Source organism: Bradyrhizobium sp. 191, from assembly GCF_023100985.1.
Lineage (GTDB): Bacteria > Pseudomonadota > Alphaproteobacteria > Rhizobiales > Xanthobacteraceae > Bradyrhizobium > Bradyrhizobium diversitatis.
Genome location: NZ_CP064692.1, coordinates 7,236,718 through 7,260,960 on the forward strand (window position 1 = coordinate 7,236,718; position 24,243 = coordinate 7,260,960).

At 64.4% G+C, this 24,243-nt stretch carries 22 protein-coding genes; 6 read left to right on the top strand and 16 right to left on the bottom strand.

The genetic code is table 11. The features are described 5' to 3' along the window. Nucleotides 1–8: 8 nt before the first annotated feature. The 7 genes from IVB23_RS33910 to IVB23_RS33940 all read right to left on the bottom strand — a co-directional run bounded on the left by IVB23_RS33910 (nucleotide 9) and on the right by IVB23_RS33940 (nucleotide 7,923). Entirely contained in the window at nucleotides 9–770 is a 762-nt protein-coding gene (locus tag IVB23_RS33910; RefSeq protein ID WP_247801432.1) for an SDR family NAD(P)-dependent oxidoreductase, read from the bottom strand. Then, entirely contained in the window at nucleotides 767–1,615 is an 849-nt protein-coding gene (locus IVB23_RS33915) for a TIM barrel protein (RefSeq protein WP_247801433.1), read from the bottom strand. The genes IVB23_RS33910 and IVB23_RS33915 overlap by 4 nt, the downstream gene beginning before the upstream one ends. Further along, nucleotides 1,612–2,376, bottom strand: a complete 765-nt coding sequence (locus IVB23_RS33920) for an SDR family oxidoreductase (RefSeq protein ID WP_247801434.1) — start codon at nucleotides 2,374–2,376, stop codon at nucleotides 1,612–1,614. Before IVB23_RS33920 ends, IVB23_RS33915 begins: the two co-directional genes overlap by 4 nt. Continuing rightward, nucleotides 2,369–3,058: an acylneuraminate cytidylyltransferase family protein gene (locus tag IVB23_RS33925; protein ID WP_247801435.1), complete on the bottom strand. Its 690-nt coding sequence runs from the start codon at nucleotides 3,056–3,058 to the stop codon at nucleotides 2,369–2,371. Before IVB23_RS33925 ends, IVB23_RS33920 begins: the two co-directional genes overlap by 8 nt. Then, a complete protein-coding gene (locus IVB23_RS33930) occupies nucleotides 3,058–4,977 on the bottom strand; it encodes an N-acetylneuraminate synthase family protein (protein ID WP_247801436.1) in 1,920 nt (639 codons plus the stop codon). The genes IVB23_RS33925 and IVB23_RS33930 overlap by 1 nt, the downstream gene beginning before the upstream one ends. A 22-nt stretch (nucleotides 4,978–4,999) precedes the next feature. Further along, nucleotides 5,000–6,376, bottom strand: a complete 1,377-nt coding sequence (locus IVB23_RS33935) for a CBS domain-containing protein (protein WP_061880724.1) — start codon at nucleotides 6,374–6,376, stop codon at nucleotides 5,000–5,002. 323 nt (nucleotides 6,377–6,699) lie between these two features. After that, the gene (locus IVB23_RS33940) at nucleotides 6,700–7,923 is read right to left on the bottom strand and encodes an AMP-binding protein (protein WP_197966921.1); all 1,224 of its coding nucleotides are present in this window, start codon (nucleotides 7,921–7,923) and stop codon (nucleotides 6,700–6,702) included. Between the two features lie 86 nt (nucleotides 7,924–8,009). Here IVB23_RS33940 and IVB23_RS33945 point away from each other — a divergent pair, with 86 nt between their 5' ends. Further along, on the top strand, nucleotides 8,010–9,164 hold the full coding sequence (locus IVB23_RS33945) for an AGE family epimerase/isomerase (RefSeq protein ID WP_247801437.1): 1,155 nt from the start codon (nucleotides 8,010–8,012) through the stop codon (nucleotides 9,162–9,164). Between the two features lie 60 nt (nucleotides 9,165–9,224). Here IVB23_RS33945 and IVB23_RS33950 read toward each other — a convergent pair whose 3' ends face one another. The 4 genes from IVB23_RS33950 to IVB23_RS33965 all read right to left on the bottom strand — a co-directional run bounded on the left by IVB23_RS33950 (nucleotide 9,225) and on the right by IVB23_RS33965 (nucleotide 13,493). Next, nucleotides 9,225–10,064 carry an ABC transporter ATP-binding protein gene (locus tag IVB23_RS33950; protein WP_239625278.1) on the bottom strand — a complete coding sequence of 280 codons (840 nt, stop codon included), beginning with the start codon at nucleotides 10,062–10,064 and terminating at the stop codon, nucleotides 9,225–9,227. Nucleotides 10,065–10,194: 130 nt separating this feature from the next. After that, nucleotides 10,195–11,478, bottom strand: a complete 1,284-nt coding sequence (locus tag IVB23_RS33955) for an ABC transporter substrate-binding protein (RefSeq protein WP_061878839.1) — start codon at nucleotides 11,476–11,478, stop codon at nucleotides 10,195–10,197. A 44-nt stretch (nucleotides 11,479–11,522) separates the two neighbouring features. Further along, nucleotides 11,523–12,596, bottom strand: coding sequence for a branched-chain amino acid ABC transporter permease (locus tag IVB23_RS33960; RefSeq protein ID WP_197966918.1), 1,074 nt, complete (start codon nucleotides 12,594–12,596; stop codon nucleotides 11,523–11,525). A 3-nt stretch (nucleotides 12,597–12,599) separates the two neighbouring features. After that, complete coding sequence (locus tag IVB23_RS33965; protein WP_061878841.1) at nucleotides 12,600–13,493, bottom strand: branched-chain amino acid ABC transporter permease; 894 nt, start codon at nucleotides 13,491–13,493, stop codon at nucleotides 12,600–12,602. An 83-nt stretch (nucleotides 13,494–13,576) separates the two neighbouring features. On the opposite strand from IVB23_RS33965, the gene IVB23_RS33970 reads away from it, so the two are divergent. After that, nucleotides 13,577–13,942, top strand: a complete 366-nt coding sequence (locus tag IVB23_RS33970) for an endonuclease domain-containing protein (RefSeq protein ID WP_061878906.1) — start codon at nucleotides 13,577–13,579, stop codon at nucleotides 13,940–13,942. A 68-nt stretch (nucleotides 13,943–14,010) separates the two neighbouring features. On the opposite strand, the gene IVB23_RS33975 is transcribed toward IVB23_RS33970, so the two are convergent. Then, complete coding sequence (locus IVB23_RS33975) at nucleotides 14,011–15,942, bottom strand: long-chain fatty acid--CoA ligase (protein ID WP_247801438.1); 1,932 nt, start codon at nucleotides 15,940–15,942, stop codon at nucleotides 14,011–14,013. Next, nucleotides 15,939–16,760, bottom strand: a complete 822-nt coding sequence (locus IVB23_RS33980; protein WP_035674435.1) for an ABC transporter ATP-binding protein — start codon at nucleotides 16,758–16,760, stop codon at nucleotides 15,939–15,941. Before IVB23_RS33980 ends, IVB23_RS33975 begins: the two co-directional genes overlap by 4 nt. Nucleotides 16,761–17,095: 335 nt before the next feature. Between IVB23_RS33980 and IVB23_RS33985 the strand changes: the two genes are divergently transcribed. After that, nucleotides 17,096–17,770, top strand: coding sequence for a Crp/Fnr family transcriptional regulator (locus IVB23_RS33985; RefSeq protein WP_028137580.1), 675 nt, complete (start codon nucleotides 17,096–17,098; stop codon nucleotides 17,768–17,770). Nucleotides 17,771–17,862: 92 nt separating this feature from the next. On the opposite strand, the gene IVB23_RS33990 is transcribed toward IVB23_RS33985, so the two are convergent. Next, on the bottom strand, nucleotides 17,863–19,125 hold the full coding sequence (locus tag IVB23_RS33990; RefSeq protein ID WP_247801439.1) for an MFS transporter: 1,263 nt from the start codon (nucleotides 19,123–19,125) through the stop codon (nucleotides 17,863–17,865). 124 nt (nucleotides 19,126–19,249) lie between these two features. After that, entirely contained in the window at nucleotides 19,250–20,089 is an 840-nt protein-coding gene (locus IVB23_RS33995) for a uroporphyrinogen-III synthase (protein ID WP_247801440.1), read from the bottom strand. Between the two features lie 152 nt (nucleotides 20,090–20,241). On the opposite strand from IVB23_RS33995, the gene purU reads away from it, so the two are divergent. Beyond that, a complete protein-coding gene (gene purU / locus IVB23_RS34000) occupies nucleotides 20,242–21,105 on the top strand; it encodes a formyltetrahydrofolate deformylase (RefSeq protein ID WP_197966914.1) in 864 nt (287 codons plus the stop codon). A gap of 113 nt (nucleotides 21,106–21,218) precedes the next feature. Here purU and IVB23_RS34005 read toward each other — a convergent pair whose 3' ends face one another. After that, nucleotides 21,219–21,503: a hypothetical protein gene (locus IVB23_RS34005; RefSeq protein WP_247801441.1), complete on the bottom strand. Its 285-nt coding sequence runs from the start codon at nucleotides 21,501–21,503 to the stop codon at nucleotides 21,219–21,221. A gap of 503 nt (nucleotides 21,504–22,006) precedes the next feature. Between IVB23_RS34005 and IVB23_RS34010 the strand changes: the two genes are divergently transcribed. Both IVB23_RS34010 and IVB23_RS34015 read left to right on the top strand, forming a co-directional pair. Beyond that, the gene (locus tag IVB23_RS34010) at nucleotides 22,007–23,197 is read left to right on the top strand and encodes an ABC transporter substrate-binding protein (protein WP_247801442.1); all 1,191 of its coding nucleotides are present in this window, start codon (nucleotides 22,007–22,009) and stop codon (nucleotides 23,195–23,197) included. Between the two features lie 170 nt (nucleotides 23,198–23,367). After that, entirely contained in the window at nucleotides 23,368–24,237 is an 870-nt protein-coding gene (locus IVB23_RS34015; protein ID WP_035674417.1) for a branched-chain amino acid ABC transporter permease, read from the top strand. Nucleotides 24,238–24,243: the final 6 nt, after the last annotated feature.

Here is a 24,243-nt window from a genome sequence, read left to right on the forward strand (position 1 = left end):
GCTCCTGTTCAGCTACGCAACTGGCCGCCGTCGGCGACCATCACGCTGCCGGTAATGAACGAAGCGCGGGGCGAGGCGAGAAAGGCGACGAGGTCGGCGATCTCTTCCGGCTTACCCAGCCGGCGCAGCGCCACGTCGCGGACGAGCATCTCGTCCACCGCAGCGCTGTCCTCGGCGAGCTTGCGTGCCCAGGTGCCGTCTGCGGCCAGGATGTTGCCCGGTGCCACCGCATTGATGCGGATGCCTTCGAGCGCCAGCGGCCGGGCCAGGCCACGCACGGTCGCATTCAGCGCCGCCTTTGCGGCGTAGTAGGTGACGGGCGCCCCAAGCGCCGCCATGCCTGCGATCGAAGAGATGCAGACGATGGCCCGGTCGCCGCTGCCGCGCGCCATCAACGGCCGGGCGGCCTCGATCATATTGGTCGTGGCGAAGAGATTGAGGTCCATTATGCGCGACCACTCCGCCGCGGTTTCCTTTCCCGGCGGTACGGAGGCGCCGCTGCCGACGTTGCAGACGAGGATGTCGAGGCGCCCCCAGCGCCGCTCAACCTCGTGTACCAGCGTCGCGGCAGCGGCCGGGTCGGTGACGTCGGCCGCGTGCGCCGATGTGCTGCCGCCGATCGCAGCTCGGGCCGCATCAAGCGCATCGGCCCCCCGCGCGGCGAGCGCGACCTTGGCTCCTTCCGCAGCGAGCGTCATCGCGATCGCAAGTCCGATCCCGCGGCTGGCGCCGGTGACGAGAGCGACGCGATCGTTCAGCTCGAGCTTCATCGCGCTGCGTCCTCGATCCAGCCGATCGTCATGTCGCGATACCTGGCGAGCGCTCCGGCGTGATCGCCGTCGGCGGCGCGCGCGGTTTGCAGGATGTACTGACCCTTGTAGCCGGAACGCTCGATCAGGCGGATGGTCTTGGGAAGGTCGGCATTGCCGGTGCCGAGCGGCACGGTGGTGCCGCCCCTGACACGGTCCTTCACATGCACATTGAGAATGCGTGGCGCGTAAGCGCCGATCTCCTCGGCGCTGTCGTAGCCGAGCGAAGCGCTATTGCCGCTGTCGTAGTTGATGCCGAAGACCTCCGCCGGAAATGCCTCCATGAACCGGGCGAGCTCGCGCGGGGGCAGATCGGACTCGAAGACGATCCTGACATTGCGCCTTGCAAGTGTCTCCGAACGCGCGAGCAGAACGCGCTTCAACGTATCGCTCTCGCTCTGCCGCTCGATCTTGCCGTTGTCGACCAGCGGGATCACGACGAATTCGATGCCGATCCGGCTGCAGGCGGCGATCAGGAGGTCGAGGTCGGCGACGAGCGCGTCGCGTACCACGGCGTCGACCTTCCAGAACGGTGCCTGCATGAAGCAATCACCGGTCAGGCTCGGGATGCGCACGCCGTTCTCGTGCGACAGTGTCAGAATCTCCTGTTGTCCCGGCTCAGTCATGAGCGGGTTCTCGCGCAGCCGCTCCTGATCGATGGTCCATTCCATTCGCGTCAGGCCGAGCGCCTTGGCACGGGGAAATTCCTCGCGCCATTCATTCCACGGGAACGCCTGGATCTTGCCGTCGACCAGTGCCGACAGGCGTCCCTGCATGAAGCCGATGCGTTGCAATGTTGCGGTCACGATGTGCTATCCGAGCTGATGGCAAGACCCTTGGTGGTCCAGCCCCCATCGACGAAGATTTCCTGGCCGGTCACGTAGGCGGAGGCTTCGGAGGCCAGGAAGATGGCGGCACCGATCATGTCGGCGGGCTGTCCCCAACGGCCGAGCATGGTGTGGCGGCGTCTCGCCTCGTGCATGACCGGATCGGCAAAGCTCTTCGCTGTCATCTCGGTCGCGACATAACCCGGCGCAAGCGCGTTGACGCGGATGCCGTCCGGTGCGTAGTCGGCGGCGAGTGCCCGCGTCAGCCCGGCAAGGCCCGCCTTCGCCGCCACGTAGCCGGGATTGCCGGGAAAGCCCCGGATCGAGTTGATGCTGGTGACGTTGACGATTGCGGCCGATCCGGCGTTCTTCAGGAGCGGATAGGCGGCGAGGATGGTGGCGTAGACGCCGGTAAGATCGGTTGCGACCGTGGCGCGGAAGCGCGCGATCTCGCTTTCGGCGCTCTGGGCCGGAAGACTGATGCCGGCGGCATTCACGAGCGCGTCGATGCGCTCGGCTTTTGCCGCAATGGCGCGGAACGCGTTGTCGATCGTTTCGTCGTCGGAGAGGTCGCAGGCAATGGCAGTGACGCCCTGCGGCGCGGTCCCGGACCGGCTGAGGCCGAACACCGTGGCACCCGCACCCTGCAGGCCGCTGGCAATCGCTGCGCCAATACCGCGTGAGGCGCCGGTGACCACCGCGATCTTGCCTGCGAGAGAGAAGGGGCTGAGCTCAGGCATAGCCGTAACTGCGCATGATGGCGGCGCAAAGCTTGACGTCCTCGGGACGATCGATCTGGAACATCTTGTGACGCTCCATCACGTGGAAGCCGATCTTGCCGCCGAGACGATTGTTCTGCTCGCGCAGGAGGGATGGGATCAGGACGTAGAACGAGCCGTTCTCGAGGTAGCGCTTCTCGATCTGCTGCCGCATGCGGCGGTTGCGATAGTCGTAATTGATCGGCTCCGGTCCGCTCGCGCCGATTCGCCAGTTGAAGTAGTCCTCGACCTCGCAGACCGAAAGCAGGCTATCGAGATGATCGCGATCGAAGGTCGCAAGCGCGTTCTCGATGTCGCCGGGCTCGCGGATGGGCGATGTGGCCTGAAGCGCGACCACGCGCTCGAACCGGCCCATGCTCGCCTCGGTCGCATCGAGGGCATGCAGCCAGGCGGATTCGGAGGAGGCGAGGTCGCCCGAAATGTCGTCCGGACGCCGCACGCCGACGGCGCCGGCGGCCTGGGCCGCGGCGAGGATCGCGTCACTGTCCGACGAGACCGCCACCACGTTGACGCCGCGTGCGGCGCGCGCCTGCTCGACCGTCCAGGCGATCAGCGGCTTGCCGCAGAGATCGAGCAGGTTCTTGTGCGGAATGCCCTTGGAGCCGCCGCGCGCGGCGATCACGGCCAGCGTCTTGCGCGCCATCAGATATGTCCCTCGAGACGCTCGAGCGCGGTCCAGAAGCCTTCGCCCATGTTCTTGTGGCCCTGCCATATCTCGGGAATGAACGACGCCGTCGGCGCATGCTTGCGCAGCACCTGTCCGATTTCGTCGAAATCGATCTCGCCTTCGCCGATCTGGAGTCCTTCGCCGTCGAGCCCCTTGGCGTCGCCGAAATGCAGATGTGCAGTGTGCGGCCCGAGCTGGGCGAGGCCTTGTGCAAAGTCAAAGCCGAAATGATTGGCGGCGAGCTTGGTGTGGGAGATGTCGACGCACATGCGCAGATCATGCTTGGCGCAGAATGCGGCCGACTCCTCCGGGAAGATGAAGATGTTCTGATGACGCTGGCCGCCGAAATGCCAGGGGAACGGTGCCATGGTCTGCGGCGTCAGCTCGACGCCGTCCATGTCGAGCTCGGTCAAGCTCTGGGCAAAGATGCGGTAGCGCTCGGCCTTCTCCTCCGGCGGCAGCGGCTCGTCCATGGTGAAGCCGCCGACATTGGCGACGATGGGCGGGCGCTTGGTCTTGGGAAAGAACTTCTTGAGGCCGCGCGTGATGTCGATCACCGCTTGCGTCTGCTCCAGCGAGTAGCGCCGCAGCGCCTCGTCGGGGGTTGCAAGATCCATCAGCTTGGAGCCGGCAAACAGCTCCGGTGCATGCACGACGAAGCCGAGATCATAGGTGCCGGAGAGATAGGCCGCGGGATCGCGCTCCATGTCGCTGTAGCTGAGGTGGAATTCGATGATGTCGGGGTCGCAGATCTCCAGGAAGCGCGCGGTATCGTGATAACGCACCGGCACACCCCAGGGCCGGTCGAAACGGTAGCGCCGTGCCTTTGCGACGCCTTCGTCGAGGTCGCTCTGGAAGAAATAGTCGTCCGCCGCCATCGTCCGTGTCAGCCTGCGGCCGAGCAGCGCCGGCATCTTCAGCGGCGACAGGCCCTGTCCCGGGCTCTTCACGGCGATGTCGCTTTCGGAGATCATCGTACCGGCCGGAAGGTCGCGCGCGGCCACCAGGCTCTTGGCGAGGTTTTCGCGGTTGATCAACTCGCCCTGGCTCAGCGCGCGCTCGGCGAGCTTCTCGCCGCGCGCCGCTTCCACCTCGCGAATGCCGGAGACGAGCGCCTTGAACTCCTCCGGCTCGAGACTTGCGGCATGGTCCGGACCTTCCATCTCGCGATCAAGCGTGATGTGGCGTTCGATGACGACGGCGCCAAGCGCGACGGCGGCCGTCGAAACGGCGATGCCGCGCTCGTGGCCGGAATAGCCGACGACCGGATGGATCTCGCGCAGTATTTCCATGAAACGCAGATGGATGTTGTGGAGCGCGGCCGGATAGGTGCTCTGGCAATGCAGCAGCACGTAGCTGGCATTGCGGTCGTCGAGGAATTTCGCCGCGGCCTTGATCTCGTCCGTCGTGCTCATGCCGGTCGAGACGATCAGCGTCTTGCCGGTGGCCGCGAGGCGGGCGAGTAGCGGCAGATTGGTGAGGTCGGCCGAGGCGATCTTGTAGGCGTGCACACCGAAGCCTTCGAGCACGGCGACGCTCTTGGCGTCCCAGGGCGTGCAGAGGTACTCGATACCCTTGGCTGCGCAGTACTCGGCGATCTTCTTTTGCTGCGCGGTCGGCAACTCGAAGCGGCGAAGCAGATCGAGCGTATATTCGACGGCGAGGTCGTCGTCCTTCCCGGACAGGCTCGAGGCGCGATAGACTTCCTCCAGCTTGCGCATCTGGAATTTGGCGCAATCCGCCCCGGCCGCGACCGCGGCATCGACCAGCGCAATGGCGCGGTCGAAGTCGCCATTGTGGTTGTTGCCGATTTCGGCGATGACGTAGCAGGGTTCGCCCTCGCCCAGAAGACGGTTGCCAATACGGACCGGAGCAGACTGTTTGGGCGATGTCATCAACATTCTCGTCTCATATGCGTCAGGCGAGCCGCGCGGGAACGCGCGACTTCCACGTCCGCAGCCCGTTCTCTTCGAACATGATGCGCGAACAGCGATGCCCCTGCTGTTCCAGCGCCGCGATGAGCTGGTAGCGCTCGAACGGACGTACGAAGAACAGGAAGTAACCGCCGCCGCCGGCGCCCAGGAGCTTTCCGCCGACCGCGCCGTGCTGCTTGGCGAAATCGTAGATCGCGTCGATCGCCTCCGACGAGATCTTCGAGCTCAGCTTCCGTTTGGCGTGCCAGGCCTCGTCGATCAGCCGGCCGCATTCCAGGAGCTGGCCGCGCAGCAGATGCCGCCTTATGTCGCGCGTCACTTCCTTTTGCTTGGCAGCGGCGGCGACGGCGTCGCTGGTCTCGTGCTGAGCCTTCTGGTCACGGTGAATGGCGCCTGAATCGCGGCCGGAGCCGGCGTAGCAGAGCACCAGGCTTTCCTCGAGCTCGGCGATGATGTTGGGATCGAGACGAAGCGGCACGATGGTGTTCTGGTCGGAGAAGAACTCCATGTGATTGAAGCCGCCGAACACGGTGGCGTACTGATCCTGCCAGCCGCCGGGAATGTTGAGCATCAGCCGCTCGGCCTGGAAAGCCATTTCCGCGATCTCGTGGCGGTCCCACTGATCCCCACGGAATTCGTTGAAGCAACCGATGATCGCGGACGAGACCACAGCGGAGCCGCCGAGGCCGGAACCGACCGGGAAGTCGGCGGACACCTCGAGCTCGAATCCATAGGTCGGCTTGATCAGGCGCACGACCGACTTGATCAGCGCGAGATCTCCGCCCGTTCCGAGTTCTGCGAGATTGTCGGCCTCGACCGTGCGTCGGAAATCGTGCGAGTAGATCCGGATGCTGGGATCGCTCCGGCGCCGCAGCGTCGCGTGGGCGTACATCTTGATCGTGGCGCTGATGACCGCGCCGCCGTCATTCGCCACGAAGTAATGGGTCAGGTCGGTGCCGCCGCCGGAGAAGCTGATCCGCACCGGCGAGCGGGCACGCGCGAACACCTCGCTCTCTTCCGAGAGGTTGAACAGCTCGCGGCTGAATACGTCGACCAGCCGTCCCTCGCCATCGAGGATCGGCACCACGTGCACGCGCTGGTCGAGCAGCTTCAGGATCTGCTCGCGCGGGCCGCCGATCGGCGCCCAGACGAAGTTGCGATTGATGCAGGACGCGACCCGGTCCTGGATCGTGATGCCGGTCAGCATGCGCCTGCGGATGTCACCGTCCGTCACGGCGCCGACGATTCGTCCGCTCGCGTCCTGCGCGAACAGGATGCCGAGCATATTCGCATTCAGGCGCCGGAAAGCTTCCTCAATGGTCTCGGTCTCGGCGATGGTGACGAGGGTTCGTTCAAGCACGTTTTGGGGTCCAGAAAGGGCCGATTCCGGCCATATCGTAGCAAGGTTGGTAATACGGGAGCGGCAGCGACGATGCAAGGTTTCTAGGCCACGCCGGACTCGCGCCAGAATGGCGGGTGCAAGCACTTTGGCCGGGCCGTAGCCGATTTACATCGGCCGGGGCCCTTGGAGAAGGCTTCCGTAACGGGGCCGAACGAGATGGTCGCGACTGGAGGCAACTCGGGGATCAAGTACGGGCATCAGCATTGCTTCTGCGCGACGGCGAGTGGATCTCGGCTGCAAGGGATACGCTTCACGCATCCGGGACTCGACGTCACTTGAGGTCAGCGTTCGTCCGCGATCACCTTGCCGTCATTCGGCAGTGCGCCGAGGCTGACCAGTTCGACGGCGCCACCGAGCTTGGTCACGGCGCGCAGAGTTCCGGCGATCTCTTCGCGTAGCGCCTCGCTCGCGGTCGCCGTTTCCGCTCTCAATGTCATCGCGTCGCTCTCGCCCTGCCGTGTGACCACGAGGCGTAGTCTTCCAAGCGAGGTATGGCGCTTGCCGATCTCGGCGATCTGCTCGGGCCGGACGAACATGCCCTTGACCTTGGTGGTCTGGTCGGCGCGGCCCATCCAGCCCTTGATGCGCATGTTTGTGCGCCCGCATGGGCTCGTGCCGGGTAGGGCCGCGGTGAGATCGCCGAGGGCGAGCCGGATCCAGGGATGGTGCGGATCGAGCGAGGTCACGACGATCTCGCCGACGTCGCCCGGCGCAACCGGATCTCCGGTGCCGGGCTTGACGATCTCCAGGATCAGGTCCTCGTTCACGACCATGCCCTCGCGCGCCTCGGTCTCGAATGCGATGAGGCCGAGATCGGCGGTGCCGAAGGCTTGGTAGGCGTCGATGCCGCGCGCCTTGATCTCGGCCTGGAGCGAGGGCGGGAACGCGGCGCCCGAGACCAGCGCGCGCTTGATCGAGCAGATGTCGCGCCCGGAGCTTGCTGCGGCGTCGAGCAGGATCTTCAGGAAATCCGGCGTGCCGCTGTAGCCAACCGGCCGGTAGGCCTCGATCAGCTCGAATTGCTGTTCCGTATTGCCGGGGCCGGCGGGGATAACCGCGCAGCCGAGCGCGCGTGCGGAGGCGTCGAAGATGAAGCCGCCGGGGGTGAGATGATAGCTGAAGGTATTGAGGACGATATCGTCAGGACGAAACCCCGCCGCGAACAGCGCCCTTGCGCCGCGCCAGGGATCTCCTTGCCGTCCTTCCGGCTCGAAGATCGGGCCGGGGGAGGTGAAGAGGCGGGCGAACGAGCCGGGAGGCCCCGCCACGAGGCCCCCGAAAGGCGCAGAGGCCTTATGCAGGGCGGGCAGCTCCGATTTGCGCAACACCGGCAGGCCCGCCAGGGCCGCCCTGGAGGTCACGGCGTCGGGATCGCAGCCTTTGAGCCGCTCGGCATAGGCCGGGGCGGCCATCGCGGCTCGCAGCACCCCTGGCAGGCGGGAGAACAGGTCGGCCTCGCGCGCTGCTTGTTCACGGGTCTCGCGGGCGTCGTAATGGGCGGTCATGGCTGTTCTTTCCGTGTTGGCATCCGTTGCGCGCCGCCACCAGCATGGGTATCAGACCGCCATTGGTGAGGCCTAGAGAGGACCCGATGGCAGACGAAGGAATCATTGCGGCGGACGAGGCGTCGAACGTAGTCGCGCGCCTGAAGCGCCGCATGATCGACGAGGCGCTGCCGCTGTGGTCGACGGTCGGCTGGGATCAGGCTGCGGGTGGTTTCATCGACCGGCTGCACCGCGACGGCGCGGCGGATGCGGCCGCACCCCGGCGCGTATTCGTGCAGGCGCGCCAGATCTGGTGCTACGCCAAGGCGGCGCAGATGGGGTGGTATCCTGAGGGGCGTGGCATCGCGCTGAAGGGGCTTGAGCATCTGCTGGTGAGAGCGAAGGCGCCCGACGGCCGGCCCGGCTATGTGCACCGGCTGACGCCCGAGGGAGCGGTGCTGGATGCCCGGCGCGATGCCTATGACCACGCCTTCGTCCTCTTTGCGCTCGCGGCCGTCTACGCCCTCGACCAGGATGCGCAGGTCCGTGCCGAGATCGATGCGCTGCTCGTCTTCCTCGACGGCCATCTGCGCTCGCCGCATGGGGGCGTTCACGAAGGCCTTCCGGTCTCGCTGCCGCGCCGGCAGAACCCGCACATGCATCTGTTCGAGGCGATGATCGCGTGCTTCGAGGCGACCCACGATCTGTCGTTCCAGAACCGTGCCGGAGAATTCTTTGCACTGTTCCTGGCCAATCTCTACGACAAGCAGAAGCGCATCCTGACCGAGTACTTCGAGGAAGACTGGTCGAAGATCGAGCCCGTCAGCGTCGAGCCCGGTCACCAGGCGGAATGGGTCTGGCTGCTGAAGGGTTTCGAGCGCATCACGGGCTGCCCGACCGCGCCGCGGCGTGCCGAACTGCTGTCGACCGCGCTGCGCTATCGCGACGAGGCCACCGGCTGCCTGATCGACGAGGGGGACGACGTCGGCAACATCCGCCGCAGCACGCGTCGGCTGTGGCCGCAGACCGAGATCGCGAAGGCGTGGATCGCGCAGGCCGAGTCGGGCGAGGCGGGGGCGGCGGACGAGGCGCGCGCGGCGCTGGTGCGGCTCGAACGGCATTATCTCAGCCATCCCGTGAAGGGCGGCTGGTACGACCAGTTCGATCGCGACGGCAAATCGCTGATCGACATCATTCCTGCGTCGTCGTTCTATCATGTTCTCTGCGCAGTCACGGAAGCGGAACAGGTGCTTGAGAGTTGAAGCTCTTCTGTATCGACGTGTTTTCTTCACGCGAACCGGTTCCCACTTCGCTTGAAAACGCTACAGCCAGCGCTTGCGCCGCTTGAAGCTCTTGAGGTTCTTGAAGCTCTTGCGCTGGTCGCCGGCGCCGCCGAGGTAGAACTCCTTGACGTCCTCGTTGTCGCGCAAGTCGTCCGCGCTGCCGTCGAGCACGACCTTGCCCTGTTCCATGATGTAGCCGTGGCTTGCCACCGAGAGCGCAGCGCGCGCGTTCTGCTCGACGAGCAGGATGGTGACGCCGAGGTCGCGGTTGATCTTCTGGATGATCGAGAACACCTCTTTCACCAGCAGCGGCGACAAGCCCATCGAAGGCTCATCCATCAAGATCATCTTGGGGCGCGCCATCAGGGCGCGGCCGATCGCGAGCATCTGCTGCTCACCGCCAGAGAGATAGCCGGCAAGGCCAGTGCGCTCCTTCAGGCGCGGAAAGTAGTTGAAGACCATGTCGAGGTCGGAATCGACCTCGCGGTCCCTGCGGGTGAAGGCGCCGAGCTTGAGGTTCTCCAGCGACGTCATGTCGGCGACGATGCGCCGGCCCTCCATCACCTGGAAGATGCCGCGGCGCACGATCTTGTCGGGGTCGATGCCGTTGATCCGCTCGCCTTCGAACAGGATCTCGCCGCGCGTCACCTCGCCGTCCTCGGTCTTGAGCAACCCGGAGATCGCCTTCAGCGTCGTCGACTTGCCGGCGCCGTTGGCGCCCAGCAGCGCCACGATCGCACCTTTCGGCACGTCGAGGCTGAGGCCGCGCAGCACCAGGATGACGTCGTCGTAGACGACTTCGATGTTGCGCACGGCGAGGAGGGGCGGTGCGGGGACGATGCTTGGGGAGGGGCGCTCGATCTGAGCCGTTTCACTCATGGCTGGTTACTCTCTCGGTGTCGTCGCGGCTCTATCGCGTCATTCCGGGGCGGTCCGCAGGACCGAACCCAGAATCTCGAGGTTCCGGGTCCGATGCTTCGCATCGTCCCGGAACGACGGACGCACTAGCTCACCACCCCAGCAATTCCGGCTTGCGCGGCAACTCGACGGTCTTGACCTTCTCGAGCTTGATCGTGCCTTTGGCCATGAGATCGTTGAGGTCGCCGTCGGTCGCGCCCGAGATTTTGGTGCGATAGAGATCCACCTTCAGCGTGCCGCGATGATCCTTCTCGGTCCAGGTCGAGGGATTGCAGACGCCCTCCATCCCGGCCGGCACCCAATCCTTCTTCTGGTGGAAGCCCTTGGCGACGTTCTCGCCGGTGGCGCCGCCGTTCTTGGCGGCCCAGTCGATCGCCTCCTTCATGTACATCGCCGAGCAGACGGCCGCGACGTAGTGCACGGGACGATAGACCTTGCCGGTGGGATCGGACATCTTCGAGATCTCCATCATCGTCTTCATGCCGGGTGCATCGCCGCCCCAGCTCACCGCGGTCCGCAGCGGGAAGATCACGCCGTTGGCGGCATCCCCGGCGGTCTTGGCGGCGTTCTCGTCCATGCCCCAGACATTGCCGAGGAACTGGATGTCTACCCCAGCCGTCTTGCAGGCCTTCATCACCGAGATGTTGGAGGCGGCGGTGTTGCCGAGATAGGCGTAGTTGGCGCCCGAGGATTTCAGGCTCAGGCATTGCGCGCTGTAGTCACCGGGCGTCAGAGCGAATATGAGCGGCGGCAGCACCTCGAAGCCAAGCTCTTGCGCCATGGCTTCGCCGGCGGCTTTTGGCGCGTTCGGATAGGGGTGGTTGGCGCCCATGTGCACGAATTTGGGTTTGCCGGACTTGCCCTTGGCCTTCCAGTCCTCGGCCGCCCACATCAGCATCGCGCGCAGCGCGTCCGAATAGCTCGGGCCATAGAAGAAATTATAAGGCGCAGGCTTGGCCTTGCCGCTGACCCCTCCGGGATCGGTCAGGGCGGCGGCATAGGAGCCGGACATGTCGGGGATCTTGTCCTGGGCAAGGAAACCGGTCAGCGCCTCGGTGTCCGCCGTGCCCCAGCCCATGATTGCGGCGACCTTGGAGTCGGGCGCCGACCACTTCTTGTAGAGCGCAATCGCGCGCGGCACCTGATAGCCGTAATCGTTGGTGTCGAGATTGACCTGCTTGCCGCCGATGCCGCCGTTCTTGTTGACCCAGGCGAAGGTGTCGGCGACGGCCTGCCCGAAGGGCGTGCCGACGTCCGAGGTGCCGCCGGAATAGTCCGCGAGATGTCCGATCGCGATTTGCGCCTGCGCGCCGGCCGAGAATGCGGCGATCGCAATCGCGAGCGATGCGGTGCTCAAAAGGGACTTCATCGTCATGGGTCGGTTCCTCCTGTTTATTGTTTAAGTGAAGTTGCCCGCGCTCAATGCGAGAACGGGTAGAGTTTCCAGTACGCCTTGATCTGCCGCCAGCGATGCGCGAGCCCGTCAGGCTCGAACATCAGGAATGCGATGATGATCACTCCGATCGCGATCTCGCGCAGGAAGGTGATGTTGTTGTTGAGCGAGAGCGCCTGGTCGATCGCTCCGCCCTTCAGATGATGGCTTAGCCACTCCATCGATTCCGGCAGCAGCACCACGAAGGCGGTACCCATCAGCGTGCCCATGATCGAGCCGGTGCCGCCGATGATGATCATGGCGAGGAACAGGATCGAACGCTCGATGCCGAAGCCCTCCTGCGACACCACGAGCTGGTAGTGCGCATAGAGCGCGCCGGCAATGCCGGCGAAGAAGGCGGCAAGCCCGAACGACAGCGTCCGGTACTTGGTGAGGTTGATGCCCATGATTTCGGCGGAGAGATAGTGGTCGCGGATCGCCACCAGCGCGCGGCCGTCACGGGTGCGCATCAGATTGGTGACGAGGACGTAGCTCACGAGCACATAGGCCAGCACGACGTAGAAGTACTGCCTGTCGCCGCGCAGTGTGTAGCCGAAGATCGAGAACGGCGCGGCGCTCGCCGGCACCGAGCCGCCGGAAAACCATTCGGCGCGCGAGAAGAAGTCGAGCAGGATGTACTGCGCAGCCAGCGTCGCAATGACGAGGTAAAGACCTTTCAGCCGCGCCGCCGGAATGCCGAAGATCAGCCCGACCAGCGCAGTGACGACGCCGGCGAGCGGGATTGCGAAGAACACCGGGATCGGCGCGTTGTTGGAAATGTAGGCGGAGGTAAATGCCCCGAGCAGGAAGAAGGCGGCATGGCCGATCGAGATCTGGCCGGTGAAGCCGACCAGGATATTGAGCCCGAGCGCCGCGATGGAGAAGATGCCGATCTGGATCAGGATGCTGAGCCAATAGCCGCTGAAAAATTGCGGCGCGAGGCACAGCAGCGCTACGCCTGCGATGGCGAAGTTGCGGCTCGTCGCGGTCGGGAAGATCGTGGTGTCGGCCGCGTAGGAGGTGCGGAAATCACCAGCAGGAATGAGGGCAGGGCCGGCCATGGGTCAGATCCGCTCGATGTCGTGGGTGCCGAACAGCCCGTAGGGCTTGATCATCAGCACGATGATGAGGACGTAGAACGGCGCGATCTCGTAGAGATTGCCCCAGTGCAGATACTCGCTGTCGACATATTGGGCGACGTTCTCGAGCAGTCCGATGATGATGCCGCCAAGCACGGCGCCGCCAACTGAATCCAGCCCGCCGAGGATCGCGGCCGGGAACACCTTGATGCCGTAGGCGGCAAGGCCCGAGGACACGCCGTTCACGACCGCAACGACGACGCCGGCAACCGCCGAGACCGTCGCCGAGATCGCCCAGGCCATCGCGAACACGCTCTTCACGGAAATGCCGAGCGACTGTGCGACCTGCTGGTTGAACGCCGTGGCGCGCATGGCGAGGCCGTATTTGGAGGCGCGGAAGAACCAGGCCATGCCGATCATCATGGCAACCGAGACGACGAGGCTCATGACATAGACGGTCTGGATCTGGAGCCCGAACAGGCTGACGGACTGGCTTTCGAACACCCGCGGGAACGGCTGCGGATTGACGCCGAACATCCACTTCAGCGTCGCCTGCAGCACGGTGGAGAGGCCGATCGTGACCATGATCACCGAGATGATGGGCTCGCCGATCATCGGCCGCAGGATGAGCACCTGGATCGCGATGCCGAATACGAACATGAACACCAGCGTGATCGGCATGCCGATCAAGAACGGCACCTGGTATTTCGCCAGCAGCGCCCAGCATACCCAGGCGCCGACCAGCAGCAATTCCCCTTGCGCGAAATTGACGACCTGCGTCGCCTTGTAGATCAGCACGAACGACATCGCGACCACGCCATAGAGCGTGCCGACCACGAGGCCGTTGACCAGGAGCTGGATGAGGAAGGCGGTGTTCATGTGATATGCTGTCCTTCGCCTCTCCCCGCCTGCGGGGAGAGGCCGACGCGCGAAACGCGCGGCGGGTGAGGGGGAGTCTCCGCATGCGAGGTGTCGATGAGTCCAAGACCGGACGTGCCAGAAGTCTGCGCAGCGCCTCGACGGATGCAGAAGGGGTGTTGTGGTATCGCCTGCGCGCTCGCCGACTGAACGGCTATAAGTTCGTCCGACAAGAGCCGATTGGGCCCTACATTGTCGACTTCATTTGCCGCGAAGCCCGACTGATCATCGAGGTGGACGGTGGGCAGCATGCCGACAGTCCCCATGACGCCGCACGCGACAGGTGGCTGGCCGACCGAAATTACCGGATACTGCGCTTCTGGAACAACGACGTCTCGAGCAACTTGGCTGGCGTTCTCGAAACGATTGTCACCACCCTCGCGGCGACTCCCCCTCACCCGGATCGCTGACGCGCTCCGGCCTCTCCCCGCAAGCGGGGAGAGGCGAAGGGCAGCACCGCGCGCGATGGACACCCGGCTCATTCCGCCGCCTCCGCCATGTGCCCATGCACCCCCAGATCCACCACCCGCAACGTGGTGCGTACCCGCTGCGTGGTGCCGTCCTGGAAGCGGATCACGGTGTCGACAGGGATGTCGAAATCGCCGCGGTAGATCGCGTCGATGATGCCCTCGTATTTCTCGTTGATGACGCTGCGGCGGACCTTTCTGGTCCGGGTGAGCTCACCGTCGTCGGCATCGAGCTCCTTGTAGAGCAGCAGGAAGCGGGAGATGCGCTGGGCCGGCGGCAGCGTGGCGTTGACGGTCTCGACCTCGTTCTGCAGCAGCGCGTAAACCTCGGGCCGCGAGGCGAGGTCGCTGTAGGTGGTGAACGAGAGCCGATTCTTTTCCGCCCATTTCGAGATGATGGAATAGCGGATGCAGATCATCGCCGCGAGCGCGTCGCGGCCGGCGCCCAGCACGACGGCCTCCGCGATATAGGGCGAGAATTTCAGCTTGTTCTCGATGAATTGCGGCGAGAAGCGCTCGCCGCGCGAAGTCTCCGCGAGATCCTTGATGCGGTCGATGACGACGAGCTGCTGGTCGGCATTGAAATAGCCGGCGTCGCCGGAGCACATCCAGCCGTCCTTGATGTCGGCGACGCTCGCCTCGGGATTCTTGTAATAGCCGAGGAACATGTTGGGATGCCGCACCACGATCTCACCGACGCCGTGGACGTCGGCATTGTCGATGCGGATCTCGATGCTGTCGGCCATCGGCACGCCTGTCGTATCAGGATCGACCTTGCCCTCGCGATGCAGCGTATAGGCCCCCAGCAGCTCGGTCTGGCCGTACAGCGTGCGCAGCGGCACGCCCATGGCCTGGAAGAATTTGAAGGTTTCCGGGCCGAGCGCCGCGCCGCCGGTCGCGGCCGACCGCAGGCGGGTGAAGCCGAGGCGGTCGCGCAGCGCGCGGAACAGGATCGCGTCGGCAAAACCGGAGCGCTTGCCCTGTTCGAGTGCGGCGAGGCCGCTCTTCATGCCGATGTCGAACAGGCGCTGCTTGAAGGGCGTCGCATCCATCACCTTGGCGCGGACGTCGGCCGCGATCGATTCCCAGACACGTGGGGCAAAGAGCACGAAGGTCGGCGCGATCTCGCGCAGATCGTTCATCATGGTGTCGGGCTCTTCGACGAAGTTGATCTTCATCCGGCACAAGAGGCCTTTGCCGAGCACGTAGACCTGCTCCATGATCCAGGGAAGCGGCAGCACCGAGACGTATTCGTCATCGGGTCCCTTCGGATCGAAGGCGAGATAGGTCGCGCAATGGCCGAGCACGCGCCCGGCCGCGAGCATCGCGAGTTTCGGATGCGAGGTGGTGCCTGACGTCGTGCAGAGGATCGCGACGTCCTCGCCCTTGGTGGCATCGACCAGCCTGTCGTAGAGCTCCGGCTCCCGCGCAGCACGCGCCCGGCCGAGCTCGGCAAACTTCTCCGCCGACATCAGCCGGGGGTCGTCATATTTCCGCATCCCGCGCGGATCGGAATAGATGATGTGCTTCAGCTTGGGAGCGCGCTCGGCAAGGGTGAGAAGCTTGTCGACCTGCTCCTCGTCCTCGGCGAAGACGAGTTGCGCCTCGCCATAGTTGAGGAGATAGGAGGCCTCCTCGTCCAGCACGTCGCGATAGAGCCCGAGGCTCAGTCCACCGATCGCGTGGGTCGCGACTTCCGCCGCGACCCAGTCCGGCCGATTGTCGCCGATGATGCCGATGACATCACCGCGGCCAAGGCCGAGTTCGACCAGGCCGAGGGCGAAATCGCGCACCCTTGTCTGGTAGTCGTTCCAGGTGAAAATGCGCCAGAGCCCGAGATCCTTCTCCCGCAAAGCGATCTCGTTGCCGTGCTCCCTGGCATTGAGCCGGAGCATCTTCGGATAAGTGTCGGCCTGCGCGACGCGGCCTGCATAGTCCGTCATGCCGCGCTCTCCTGCGCCGGCGGCGCGTCGTCGGGATCGACCAGCACCTCGTCCTCCTCGCCAAGATAGGCGCGCTTGACGTGGGGATCGGCGAGCACGGTGGCCGGATCGCCTTCTGCGATCTTCTTGCCGAAATCCAGCACCATGACGCGATGGGAGATGTCCATCACCACGCCCATGTCGTGCTCGATCATCACCACCGTCATCCCGAACTCCTCGTTGAGATCGACGATGTAGCGGGCCATGTCCTCCTTCTCCTCGAAGTTCATGCCGGCCATGGGTTCGTCGAGGAGAATGAGACGCGGTTCCAGCGCCATGGCGCGCGCGAGCTCGACACGCTTGCGCAGGCCGTAGGAGAGCGTGCCTGCGGTCGCCTTGCGCACCGACTGCAGGTCGAGGAAGTCGATGATCTCCTCGACCTTGCGGCGGTGCTCGAGCTCTTCCTTACGCGCGCCGGTGAGCCAATACAGCGAGCCCGTGAGGAAGTTGTTCTTCAGGAGGTGATGGCGGCCGACCATGATGTTGTCGAGCACGCTCATATGGTGGAACAGCGCCAGGTTCTGGAAGGTGCGGCCGATGCCGAGCGAGGCGCGGGCATTCGGCGTCAAACCGGTGATGTCGCGGCCTTGGTAGAAGAGCTGGCCTTCGGTCGGCTTGTAGCGACCGGAAATACAGTTCACGATCGAGGTCTTGCCGGCGCCGTTGGGGCCGATGATCGAGAACAGCTCGCCCTCCCGAATGGCGAAGCCGACGTCGGTCAGCGCTCGAACACCGCCGAATCGCAAGGACACGCCGCGCACTTCAAGACTGGTAGCCACCAAACGAATCCCTCCCGGTCATGGCGCATTTCAGCGGCGCTCTTCGTCCGTTCTGTCGAGCGATCCTAGTACGGCGGTGACGGTGAGGCCATGCATCAGATGGTCTCGACCGGAGCCGCGTACTCTCGTTCCCGTTTGGGATCGAAAGCCGTATCGCCCGAGGTGGTCCTCAATAGGGGAAAGCGCTATTTTGAAATGTCTCCGGGCTGACAATTCTGCGACAAAGTTTGCGGGCCCGCTGCGGCGTTCATCTTTGGTCGAATGGCGGTCGATACCATCATGTTGCAATGCAGCAGAAAGCGGAGTGACGAAATCGTGCGGCTGGCCGCCAGATCATGATTTCAGAAGATCATCTGAAGCGCGTCGCCGCCTGGTCGCGCGAGCTCACGCAAGCGGAGATCGAGGTCGCGCGTGCCGGAATCACGGAGCGGTCCTACGGCACCGGGGAGACCGTGTTCATGCGCGGTGACATTTTTGCCTATTGGGCCGGCATGGTGAGCGGCCTGGCACGTATGGGCGGGGTCTCGCGCGACGGCAAGGAGACCAGCCTTGCCGGGCTGACGGCAGGGGCCTGGTTCGGCGAGGGCAGCGTGCTCAAGAACGAGCCGCGCCGCTATGACGTGGTCGCGCTGCGCGACAGCCGCGTCGCACTGATGGAGCGCAGTGCATTCATGTGGCTGTTCGAGAACAGCGTCGGCTTCAACCGCTTTCTAGTGCGTCAGCTCAACGAGCGGCTCGGCCAGTTCATCGGCATGCTCGAGGTCAACCGCACCCTGGATGCCACCGCGCGCCTCGCCCGCAGCATCGCCTCGCTGTTCAATCCGATCCTCTATCCCGAATCGACCGCGCATCTGGAGATCACCCAGGAGGAGATCGGGGCGCTCTCCGGCATGTCCCGCCAGAACGCCAACCGCGCGCTGAACCGGCTGGAGAAAGAGGGGCTGCTGCGGCTGGAATATGGCGGCGTCACCATCCTCGATATCGAGCGGCTGCGCGGCTATGGGGATTAGAGCGTTTTCGAGCGAAGTGGATACCGGCTCGCGTCAAGAAAGCGCGTCGAAACGAGAATCTATGGCCCGTTCCGATTCATCGGAACGGGGCTCTAGCTCGCATTGGCGGGGGCGTGCACAGGCCAGAGGTCGGCGCGCCAACGCACCGCGATCGCCAGCATCGCGAAGAAGCCCGCGGCGGCATAGAGCGAGCCCGTCGCGGAATAGCCGATGACGTCGATCAGGCTGCCGGCTGCGAGCAGTCCGATCGGCAAGCCATAGATGACCATCATGCGCACGCCCATGACGCGGCCTCGCAGATGTGCGCTCGCGGTGCGCATCAGAATGACGGCGGCCGAGATCATCGACATGCTCTGGGCGATGCCGGCGAGAACGAGGCAGGCCATCGCCACCGGCATGGTCCTGACCTCGACGAAGACCAGCAGCATGGCGTACCAGGCCAGCGTCGCGCCGATCAGAAGCCGGGCAATGCGCACGCCACTGACCAGGCTGAGCGTGACGGAGCCGATCAGCGAGCCGACGGCGAAGCTCGCCGAGAGATAACCGAGGCCGGTCTGGTCGGTGTGAAAGATCTCCCGCGCGATGTAGGGCAACAATCCGCCCGTGAAGGGAAATGCGGTGAGATTGACGAGGAAGGCGACGCACAGCGCCGCGAGCATTCCCGGGCCGTTCCAGGCATAGACGACGCCTTCCTTCAGGTCGCCCAGCAATCTCGAAACCGCGTGGCCGTTCGCCGGGAGATTGCCGGTGGTGACCGACCTTTCCGGCCGTGTCAGGCAGAGCATCAGAAGCGCAGCCATGAGGTAGAGCCCGGCGATCGCCATATACACGAGCCCAATGCCAAGGACGGTGAACAGCCCGGCGCCAGTCAACGCCCCGGCGATGCGCGCGCTGTCCTGGGTCGTGCGCGCGACGCTGATGGCGCCGACCAGCTGCCCGGCCGGCATGATCTCGGCAAGCAGCGCGCCGCGGACGCCGAGATCCGAAGGGCGGATCAGGCCCATGATCGCGACGATGATCATGACGCTCAGCGGCGACAGGAGACCAGTCAGCGCCAGGACCATGATGGTCGACGACAGCGCCGTATAGGCAAGACGCATCGCGACCAGGAGATCGCGATGGCCCATGCGATCGCCGATCATGCCGAACACGGGCGCGACCAGTGTTCCGACGAACTGGAGTGAAGCAAGCACGGTGAGCAGCAGCACCGAGCCGGTTTCGACAATGATGTACCAGCCGAGCACCAGTGTCTCGACCTCGAAGGCCCAGGATGTGAGCAGATCCGATGGCCATTGAAAGCGGTAATTGCGGATGCGGAACGGCGCGAGCGCAGAACGTCGTGCGGCTGTGTTCAAGACGCGATGGCGCGTGTCACGGCGATTCCCTGGCCCGTGTGGTTTCTTTTCATTTCCCGCAACGTAGGGCCGCCGACGCGCGTGTCAATCAGAGCGGCCGCATGCGCGCTCCCGCGCTCAGCTCTTATCTGGTCGCGGCCGGTTTCCGCTCCGCCAGCGCCGCGGCCATCGCCGAGATCAGCGGACGCATGAAATAGGCTTCATCCGCCGGCGAGACGTCCGTGCGCAGACCGTGCGCGGCGAGTTCACCAGAGACCGCCGGCCCCACCGAGGCGATCAACGTCCGTTCGAGGCCTGTACGCAGTTTTGCTTCGGCGCCATACGCCTTCGCCGCCTCGATCAGGCGGCGGACCTGGCCGAGATTGGTCAGCGCAATGGAATCGATCCGCCCCTCGGCCATGTCGTCGATGGCGGCGACGATGTTCGCATCCGCTGCCTTGGAATCGTAGACATAGGGCAGCACAGTATCGACGGCGGCGCCTCGCGCGGCCAGCGCGCCGGTCAGCGCGCCGTGGTCCTTGTCAGGATAGAGCTGGAGACCGAGGCGTCGTCCTTTCAGGTCGAGCCTGGCCAGCATCTCGATCACCCCCTCGGTGGTCGGCTTCTCCGTGGTCTGCTGCGCCTCGAGACCGATCTCGCGCAGCGCCTTGCCGGGTTTCGGGCCGCGAGTGAATTTTCGCGCTTTGGCGAGTGCCGCGACAAGGGCGGTGTCGAGCCCGCGTCCGCCGGCGAGCTTCATGATCCGACGCAGGCCTTCGCCCGTCATCAGCACGAGATCGTCCAAGGGCTGGTCGATGGCACGCCGGATCCAGGCCTCCACCGGAGCCGGGTCCGGCGCATCATGGATGGTGAACATCGGACATTGCACGACCTCGGCGCCTTGCTCGGCCAGAAGCTTCGAAAACTGCGCCTCCTCCCGCGTTTCCAGAATTAAGATGCGGTAGCCGTTCAAGCGGTCGGCCATGGGTATGCTCCGATCATGGATTGCAATCGTCCGTTCATCCTGACTCTGCGCCCGGGATTGGCGCAAGGGCGGGGTCGGTGCTAGAGCAGGGCGCAAATCGCGGATAGTTCCGCTGCACAAACCTTCATCAAGAATCAAGCCTGTTCATCAACATGCCCGACCATCAATATGTCCTGACCCTGTCCTGTCCGGATCGCCCCGGCATCGTCTCGGCGGTGTCGACGTTCCTTGCCCACAACGGACAGAACATCCTCGACGCCCAGCAGTTCGACGACGTCGAGACCGAGAAGTTCTTCATGCGGGTGGTGTTCACCGCGGCCGATCTTGCCGTGGAACTGTCGGCGCTGCAGACCGGCTTTGCCGCGATCGCCGAGCGTTTCGGCATGGAGTGGCAGATGCGGGACCGCGCCGCGCATCGCAAGGTGATGCTGCTGGTGTCGAAATCCGACCACTGCCTGGTCGACATCCTCTATCGCTGGCGCACCGGCGAATTGCCGATGATTCCGACCGCGATCGTCTCCAACCATCCGCGCGAAGTCTATTCCGGGCTCGATTTCGGCGGCATCCCGTTCCACCATCTGCCCGTGACCAAGGAGACCAAGCGCGAGCAGGAAGCGCAGATCATGGACCTCGTCGGCAAGACAAAGACCGATCTGGTGGTGCTCGCCCGCTACATGCAGATCCTGTCCGACGATCTGTCGGCAAAGCTGTCGGGGCGCTGCATCAACATCCACCACTCGTTCCTGCCTGGCTTCAAGGGCGCCAAGCCCTATCACCAGGCCCATGAGCGCGGCGTCAAGCTGATCGGCGCCACCGCGCATTACGTCACGCGCGACCTCGACGAGGGCCCGATCATCGACCAGGACGTCGAGCGCATCAGCCATCGCGACACGCCTGAGGATCTGGTCCGGAAGGGCCGGGACATCGAGCGCCGCGTGCTGGCACGGGCCATCCGCTACCATCTCCACGATCGCGTCATCCTCAACGGCCGCAAGACGGTGGTGTTCGTGGATTGATCGTGGGAGTCATTCCGGGGCGATGCGCCAGCATCGAACCCGGAATCTCGAGATTCTCAGGTGCGCAATTGCGCACCATAGTTCGCCACTTCGAGGCGCCCCGGAATGACGATTCAACGCACCGCGTTGCCCGATATCGTCCCCGCTGCGCCCTTCTGGGCCTGTTCTTCCTTCTCGCGATCCGCGGCCGGCAGCAGGCGTTTGCGTTCGCGTTCCTTCATGTAGGCGTCGTATTGCGGCGTGCCCGGTCGCGGCGGAGCATCGGCGGGCAGGCCGCCGGCCCATTGCGGGACGTAGTCGCCCATGCCGGCGGAGAGTTTTTCGTTGACCGTCCCGCAGCCGGACAGCCCCGCGGCGAGCGCAACGAGGACGAGGGCGGAACGAAGAGTCTTGGGCATGGTGCGCGCGTTCGGTGATTGGACGCCAGTTCTGGCCGGCAGGAAGAAGCGTAGCCTTCAACAAGGTAAAATAGACTTATTCGAGGTAGGTAATTTGTTACCGAGTTGCGCCCGAGTGAGGCGCGTGGATGTACAGATTCTGCAAAAGAAAGGCGAAATCCTCCATGCACGCGATCCTTCGCATTTCTGGACTTGGTGTGAGGCTCGCGACAACATGGCTTGGTCCGCGGGCAGGGGTTTTCGTTGACAAGTCCATTTTGTTTGTACATTCGTACAAATGAAGGCGGTGCTCGAGCTACTCCGATGCGGTGGCACCGCGTCCAGTCGATCGGTCTTCTGGACACTCGGGCTGTGCCGAAGGGCCGCCGAACGTCCGATTGACAAGCAGGGCGCGAAAGACGCCCATGTGGCGCCGCCGAGCACTTGCGGCAGCTAAGGTGAAGGCAAGGGCCGGGCACTCGGTCCAGGGCACAACGGTCAGGAATAAAGGGGAGGGACATCTGATGTTCGAACGCAAACAACTGTCGCATAAGGCGACTTGGGCCGCCGCGGTTGCGGCCATTGCAGGCCTTGCCGGCCTCGCGCCTGCGAAGGCCCAGGACAGCGTCAAGATCGGACTGATCCTGCCGATGACCGGCGGCCAAGCCTCGACCGGCAAGCAGATCGAGAACGCGATCAAGCTCTACATGCAGCAGAAGGGCGACACCGTCGCCGGCAAGAAGATCGAGATCATCGTCAAGGACGATGCTGCGATCCCGGACAAGACCAAGACCGCCGCGCAGGAGCTGATCGTCAACGACAAGGTCAATTTCATCGCCGGCTTCGGCGTGACTCCAGCCGCGCTTGCTGCCGCGCCGCTCGCCACGCAGGCCAAGATTCCGGAAGTCGTGATGGCGGCCGGCACTTCCATCATCACCGAGCGCTCGCCCTACATCGTGCGCACCAGCTTCACGCTGGCGCAGTCCTCGACCATCATCGGCGACTGGGCGGTGAAGAACGGCATCAAGAAGGTCGCGACGCTGACTTCGGACTACGCGCCGGGCAATGACGCGCTCAACTTCTTCAAGCAGCATTTCACCGCGGGCGGTGGTGAGGTGGTCGAAGAGGTCAAGACGCCCTTGCAAAATCCTGACTTCGCGCCGTTCCTCCAGCGCATGAAGGACGCCAAGCCCGATGCGATCTTCGTGTTCGTGCCGGCCGGCCAGGGTGGCAACTTCATGAAACAGTATGCCGAGCGCGGCCTCGACAAGGCCGGCATCAAGGTGATCGGGCCCGGAGACGTCACCGACGACGACCTGCTCAACAACATGGGCGATGCCGTGCTCGGCACCGTCACCGCGCACCTCTATTCTGCGGCGCATCCCTCGCAGACGAACAAGGATTTCGTCGCAGCCTACAAGAAGGCCTTCGGCAACCGTCCGGGCTTCATGGCCGTGGGCGGCTATGACGGCATCCATCTGATCTACGAGGCGCTGAAGAAGACCGGCGGCGACACGGACGGCACCAAGCTTGTCGAGGCCATGAAGGGGATGAAGTGGGAAAGCCCGCGCGGCCCGATCTCGATCGATCCCGAGACCCGTGACATCGTGCAGAACATCTACATCCGCAAGGTCGAGAAGGTCGACGGCGAGCTCTACAACGTCGAGTTCGCGACCTTCGAAGCCGTCAAGGACCTCGGCAAGACCAAGAAGTGACGCGCGAAAGCGCGTCATCCCGGAGCGCGCATTAGCGCGAAACCGGGATCTCATGCCGCTTGCTCCAGCGTCATGCCCGGGCTTGACCCGGGCATCCACGCGGCGGCCCGGACAAGAACGTGGATGGCCGGGACGAGCCCGGCCATGACGACCAACTCCAAGCTGAGACAATGACCGCAATCCTCACCAACCTGTTCGATGGCGTTGCTTACGGCATGCTGCTGTTCGTGCTCGCCTGCGGGCTCGCGGTCACGCTCGGCCTGATGAATTTCGTCAATCTCGCCCATGGCGCCTTCGCCATGGCCGGCGGCTATGTCTGCATGGTGCTGGTCAACCGGATGGGCTGGCCATTCTTCGCCGCCCTGCCGCTCGCTTTCGTTTCTTCGGCTGCAATCGGTATTGTGCTCGAACGCACGCTGTACCGCCACCTCTATGCGCGCAGCCATCTCGACCAGGTTCTGTTCACGATCGGCCTGACCTTCATGTCGGTGGCGGCCGTCGACTACATCCAGGGCTCTTCGCGCGTCTTCATCAATTTGCCGGCCGCGCTCCAGGGCCAGTTCGACCTGTTCGGCGTCGGCATCGGCCGCTACCGGTTGATGATCATCGTGATCTGCGGCCTGCTCACCATCGCGCTTCAGATGGTGCTGGCCAAGACGCGCTTCGGCAGCCGCCTGCGCGCCGCGGTCGACGACCCGCGCGCCGCGAGCGGCCTCGGCATCAACGTGCCGCAGGTGTTCGCCTTCACCTTCGCCTTCGGATGCGGGCTCGCCGGCCTTGGCGGCGCGCTCAGCGCCGAGATCCTCGGCCTCGACCCATATTTTCCACTGAAGTTCATGATCTACTTCCTGATCGTGGTCACCGTGGGCGGCTCCTCTTCGATCACCGGCCCGTTCCTGGCCTCGCTCCTGCTCGGCATCGGCGACGTCGCCGGCAAATATTACGTGCCGAAGATGGGGCCGTTCGTGATCTACACCATGATGATCGTGATCCTGATCTGGCGCCCGAACGGCCTGTTCGGCCGCACGGCCGCGCGTTGAGTTCGC

Bases quoted from the DNA above. Each gene is read 5' to 3' on its own strand.
- IVB23_RS33910 (WP_247801432.1), bottom strand. From the start codon at position 770: ATGAAGCTCGAGCTGAACGATCGCGTCGCTCTCGTCACCGGCGCCAGC.
- IVB23_RS33920 (WP_247801434.1), bottom strand. From the start codon at position 2,376: ATGCCTGAGCTCAGCCCCTTCTCTCTCGCAGGCAAGATCGCGGTGGTC.
- IVB23_RS33925 (WP_247801435.1), bottom strand. From the start codon at position 3,058: ATGGCGCGCAAGACGCTGGCCGTGATCGCCGCGCGCGGCGGCTCCAAG.
- IVB23_RS33930 (WP_247801436.1), bottom strand. From the start codon at position 4,977: ATGACATCGCCCAAACAGTCTGCTCCGGTCCGTATTGGCAACCGTCTT.
- IVB23_RS33940 (WP_197966921.1), bottom strand. From the start codon at position 7,923: ATGACCGCCCATTACGACGCCCGCGAGACCCGTGAACAAGCAGCGCGC.
- IVB23_RS33945 (WP_247801437.1), top strand. From the start codon at position 8,010: ATGGCAGACGAAGGAATCATTGCGGCGGACGAGGCGTCGAACGTAGTC.
- IVB23_RS33950 (WP_239625278.1), bottom strand. From the start codon at position 10,064: ATGAGTGAAACGGCTCAGATCGAGCGCCCCTCCCCAAGCATCGTCCCC.
- IVB23_RS33955 (WP_061878839.1), bottom strand. From the start codon at position 11,478: ATGACGATGAAGTCCCTTTTGAGCACCGCATCGCTCGCGATTGCGATC.
- IVB23_RS33960 (WP_197966918.1), bottom strand. From the start codon at position 12,596: ATGGCCGGCCCTGCCCTCATTCCTGCTGGTGATTTCCGCACCTCCTAC.
- IVB23_RS33965 (WP_061878841.1), bottom strand. From the start codon at position 13,493: ATGAACACCGCCTTCCTCATCCAGCTCCTGGTCAACGGCCTCGTGGTC.
- IVB23_RS33970 (WP_061878906.1), top strand. From the start codon at position 13,577: ATGCGAGGTGTCGATGAGTCCAAGACCGGACGTGCCAGAAGTCTGCGC.
- IVB23_RS33975 (WP_247801438.1), bottom strand. From the start codon at position 15,942: ATGACGGACTATGCAGGCCGCGTCGCGCAGGCCGACACTTATCCGAAG.
- IVB23_RS33985 (WP_028137580.1), top strand. From the start codon at position 17,096: ATGATTTCAGAAGATCATCTGAAGCGCGTCGCCGCCTGGTCGCGCGAG.
- IVB23_RS33995 (WP_247801440.1), bottom strand. From the start codon at position 20,089: ATGGCCGACCGCTTGAACGGCTACCGCATCTTAATTCTGGAAACGCGG.
- purU (WP_197966914.1), top strand. From the start codon at position 20,242: ATGCCCGACCATCAATATGTCCTGACCCTGTCCTGTCCGGATCGCCCC.
- IVB23_RS34005 (WP_247801441.1), bottom strand. From the start codon at position 21,503: ATGCCCAAGACTCTTCGTTCCGCCCTCGTCCTCGTTGCGCTCGCCGCG.
- IVB23_RS34010 (WP_247801442.1), top strand. From the start codon at position 22,007: ATGTTCGAACGCAAACAACTGTCGCATAAGGCGACTTGGGCCGCCGCG.
- IVB23_RS34015 (WP_035674417.1), top strand. From the start codon at position 23,368: ATGACCGCAATCCTCACCAACCTGTTCGATGGCGTTGCTTACGGCATG.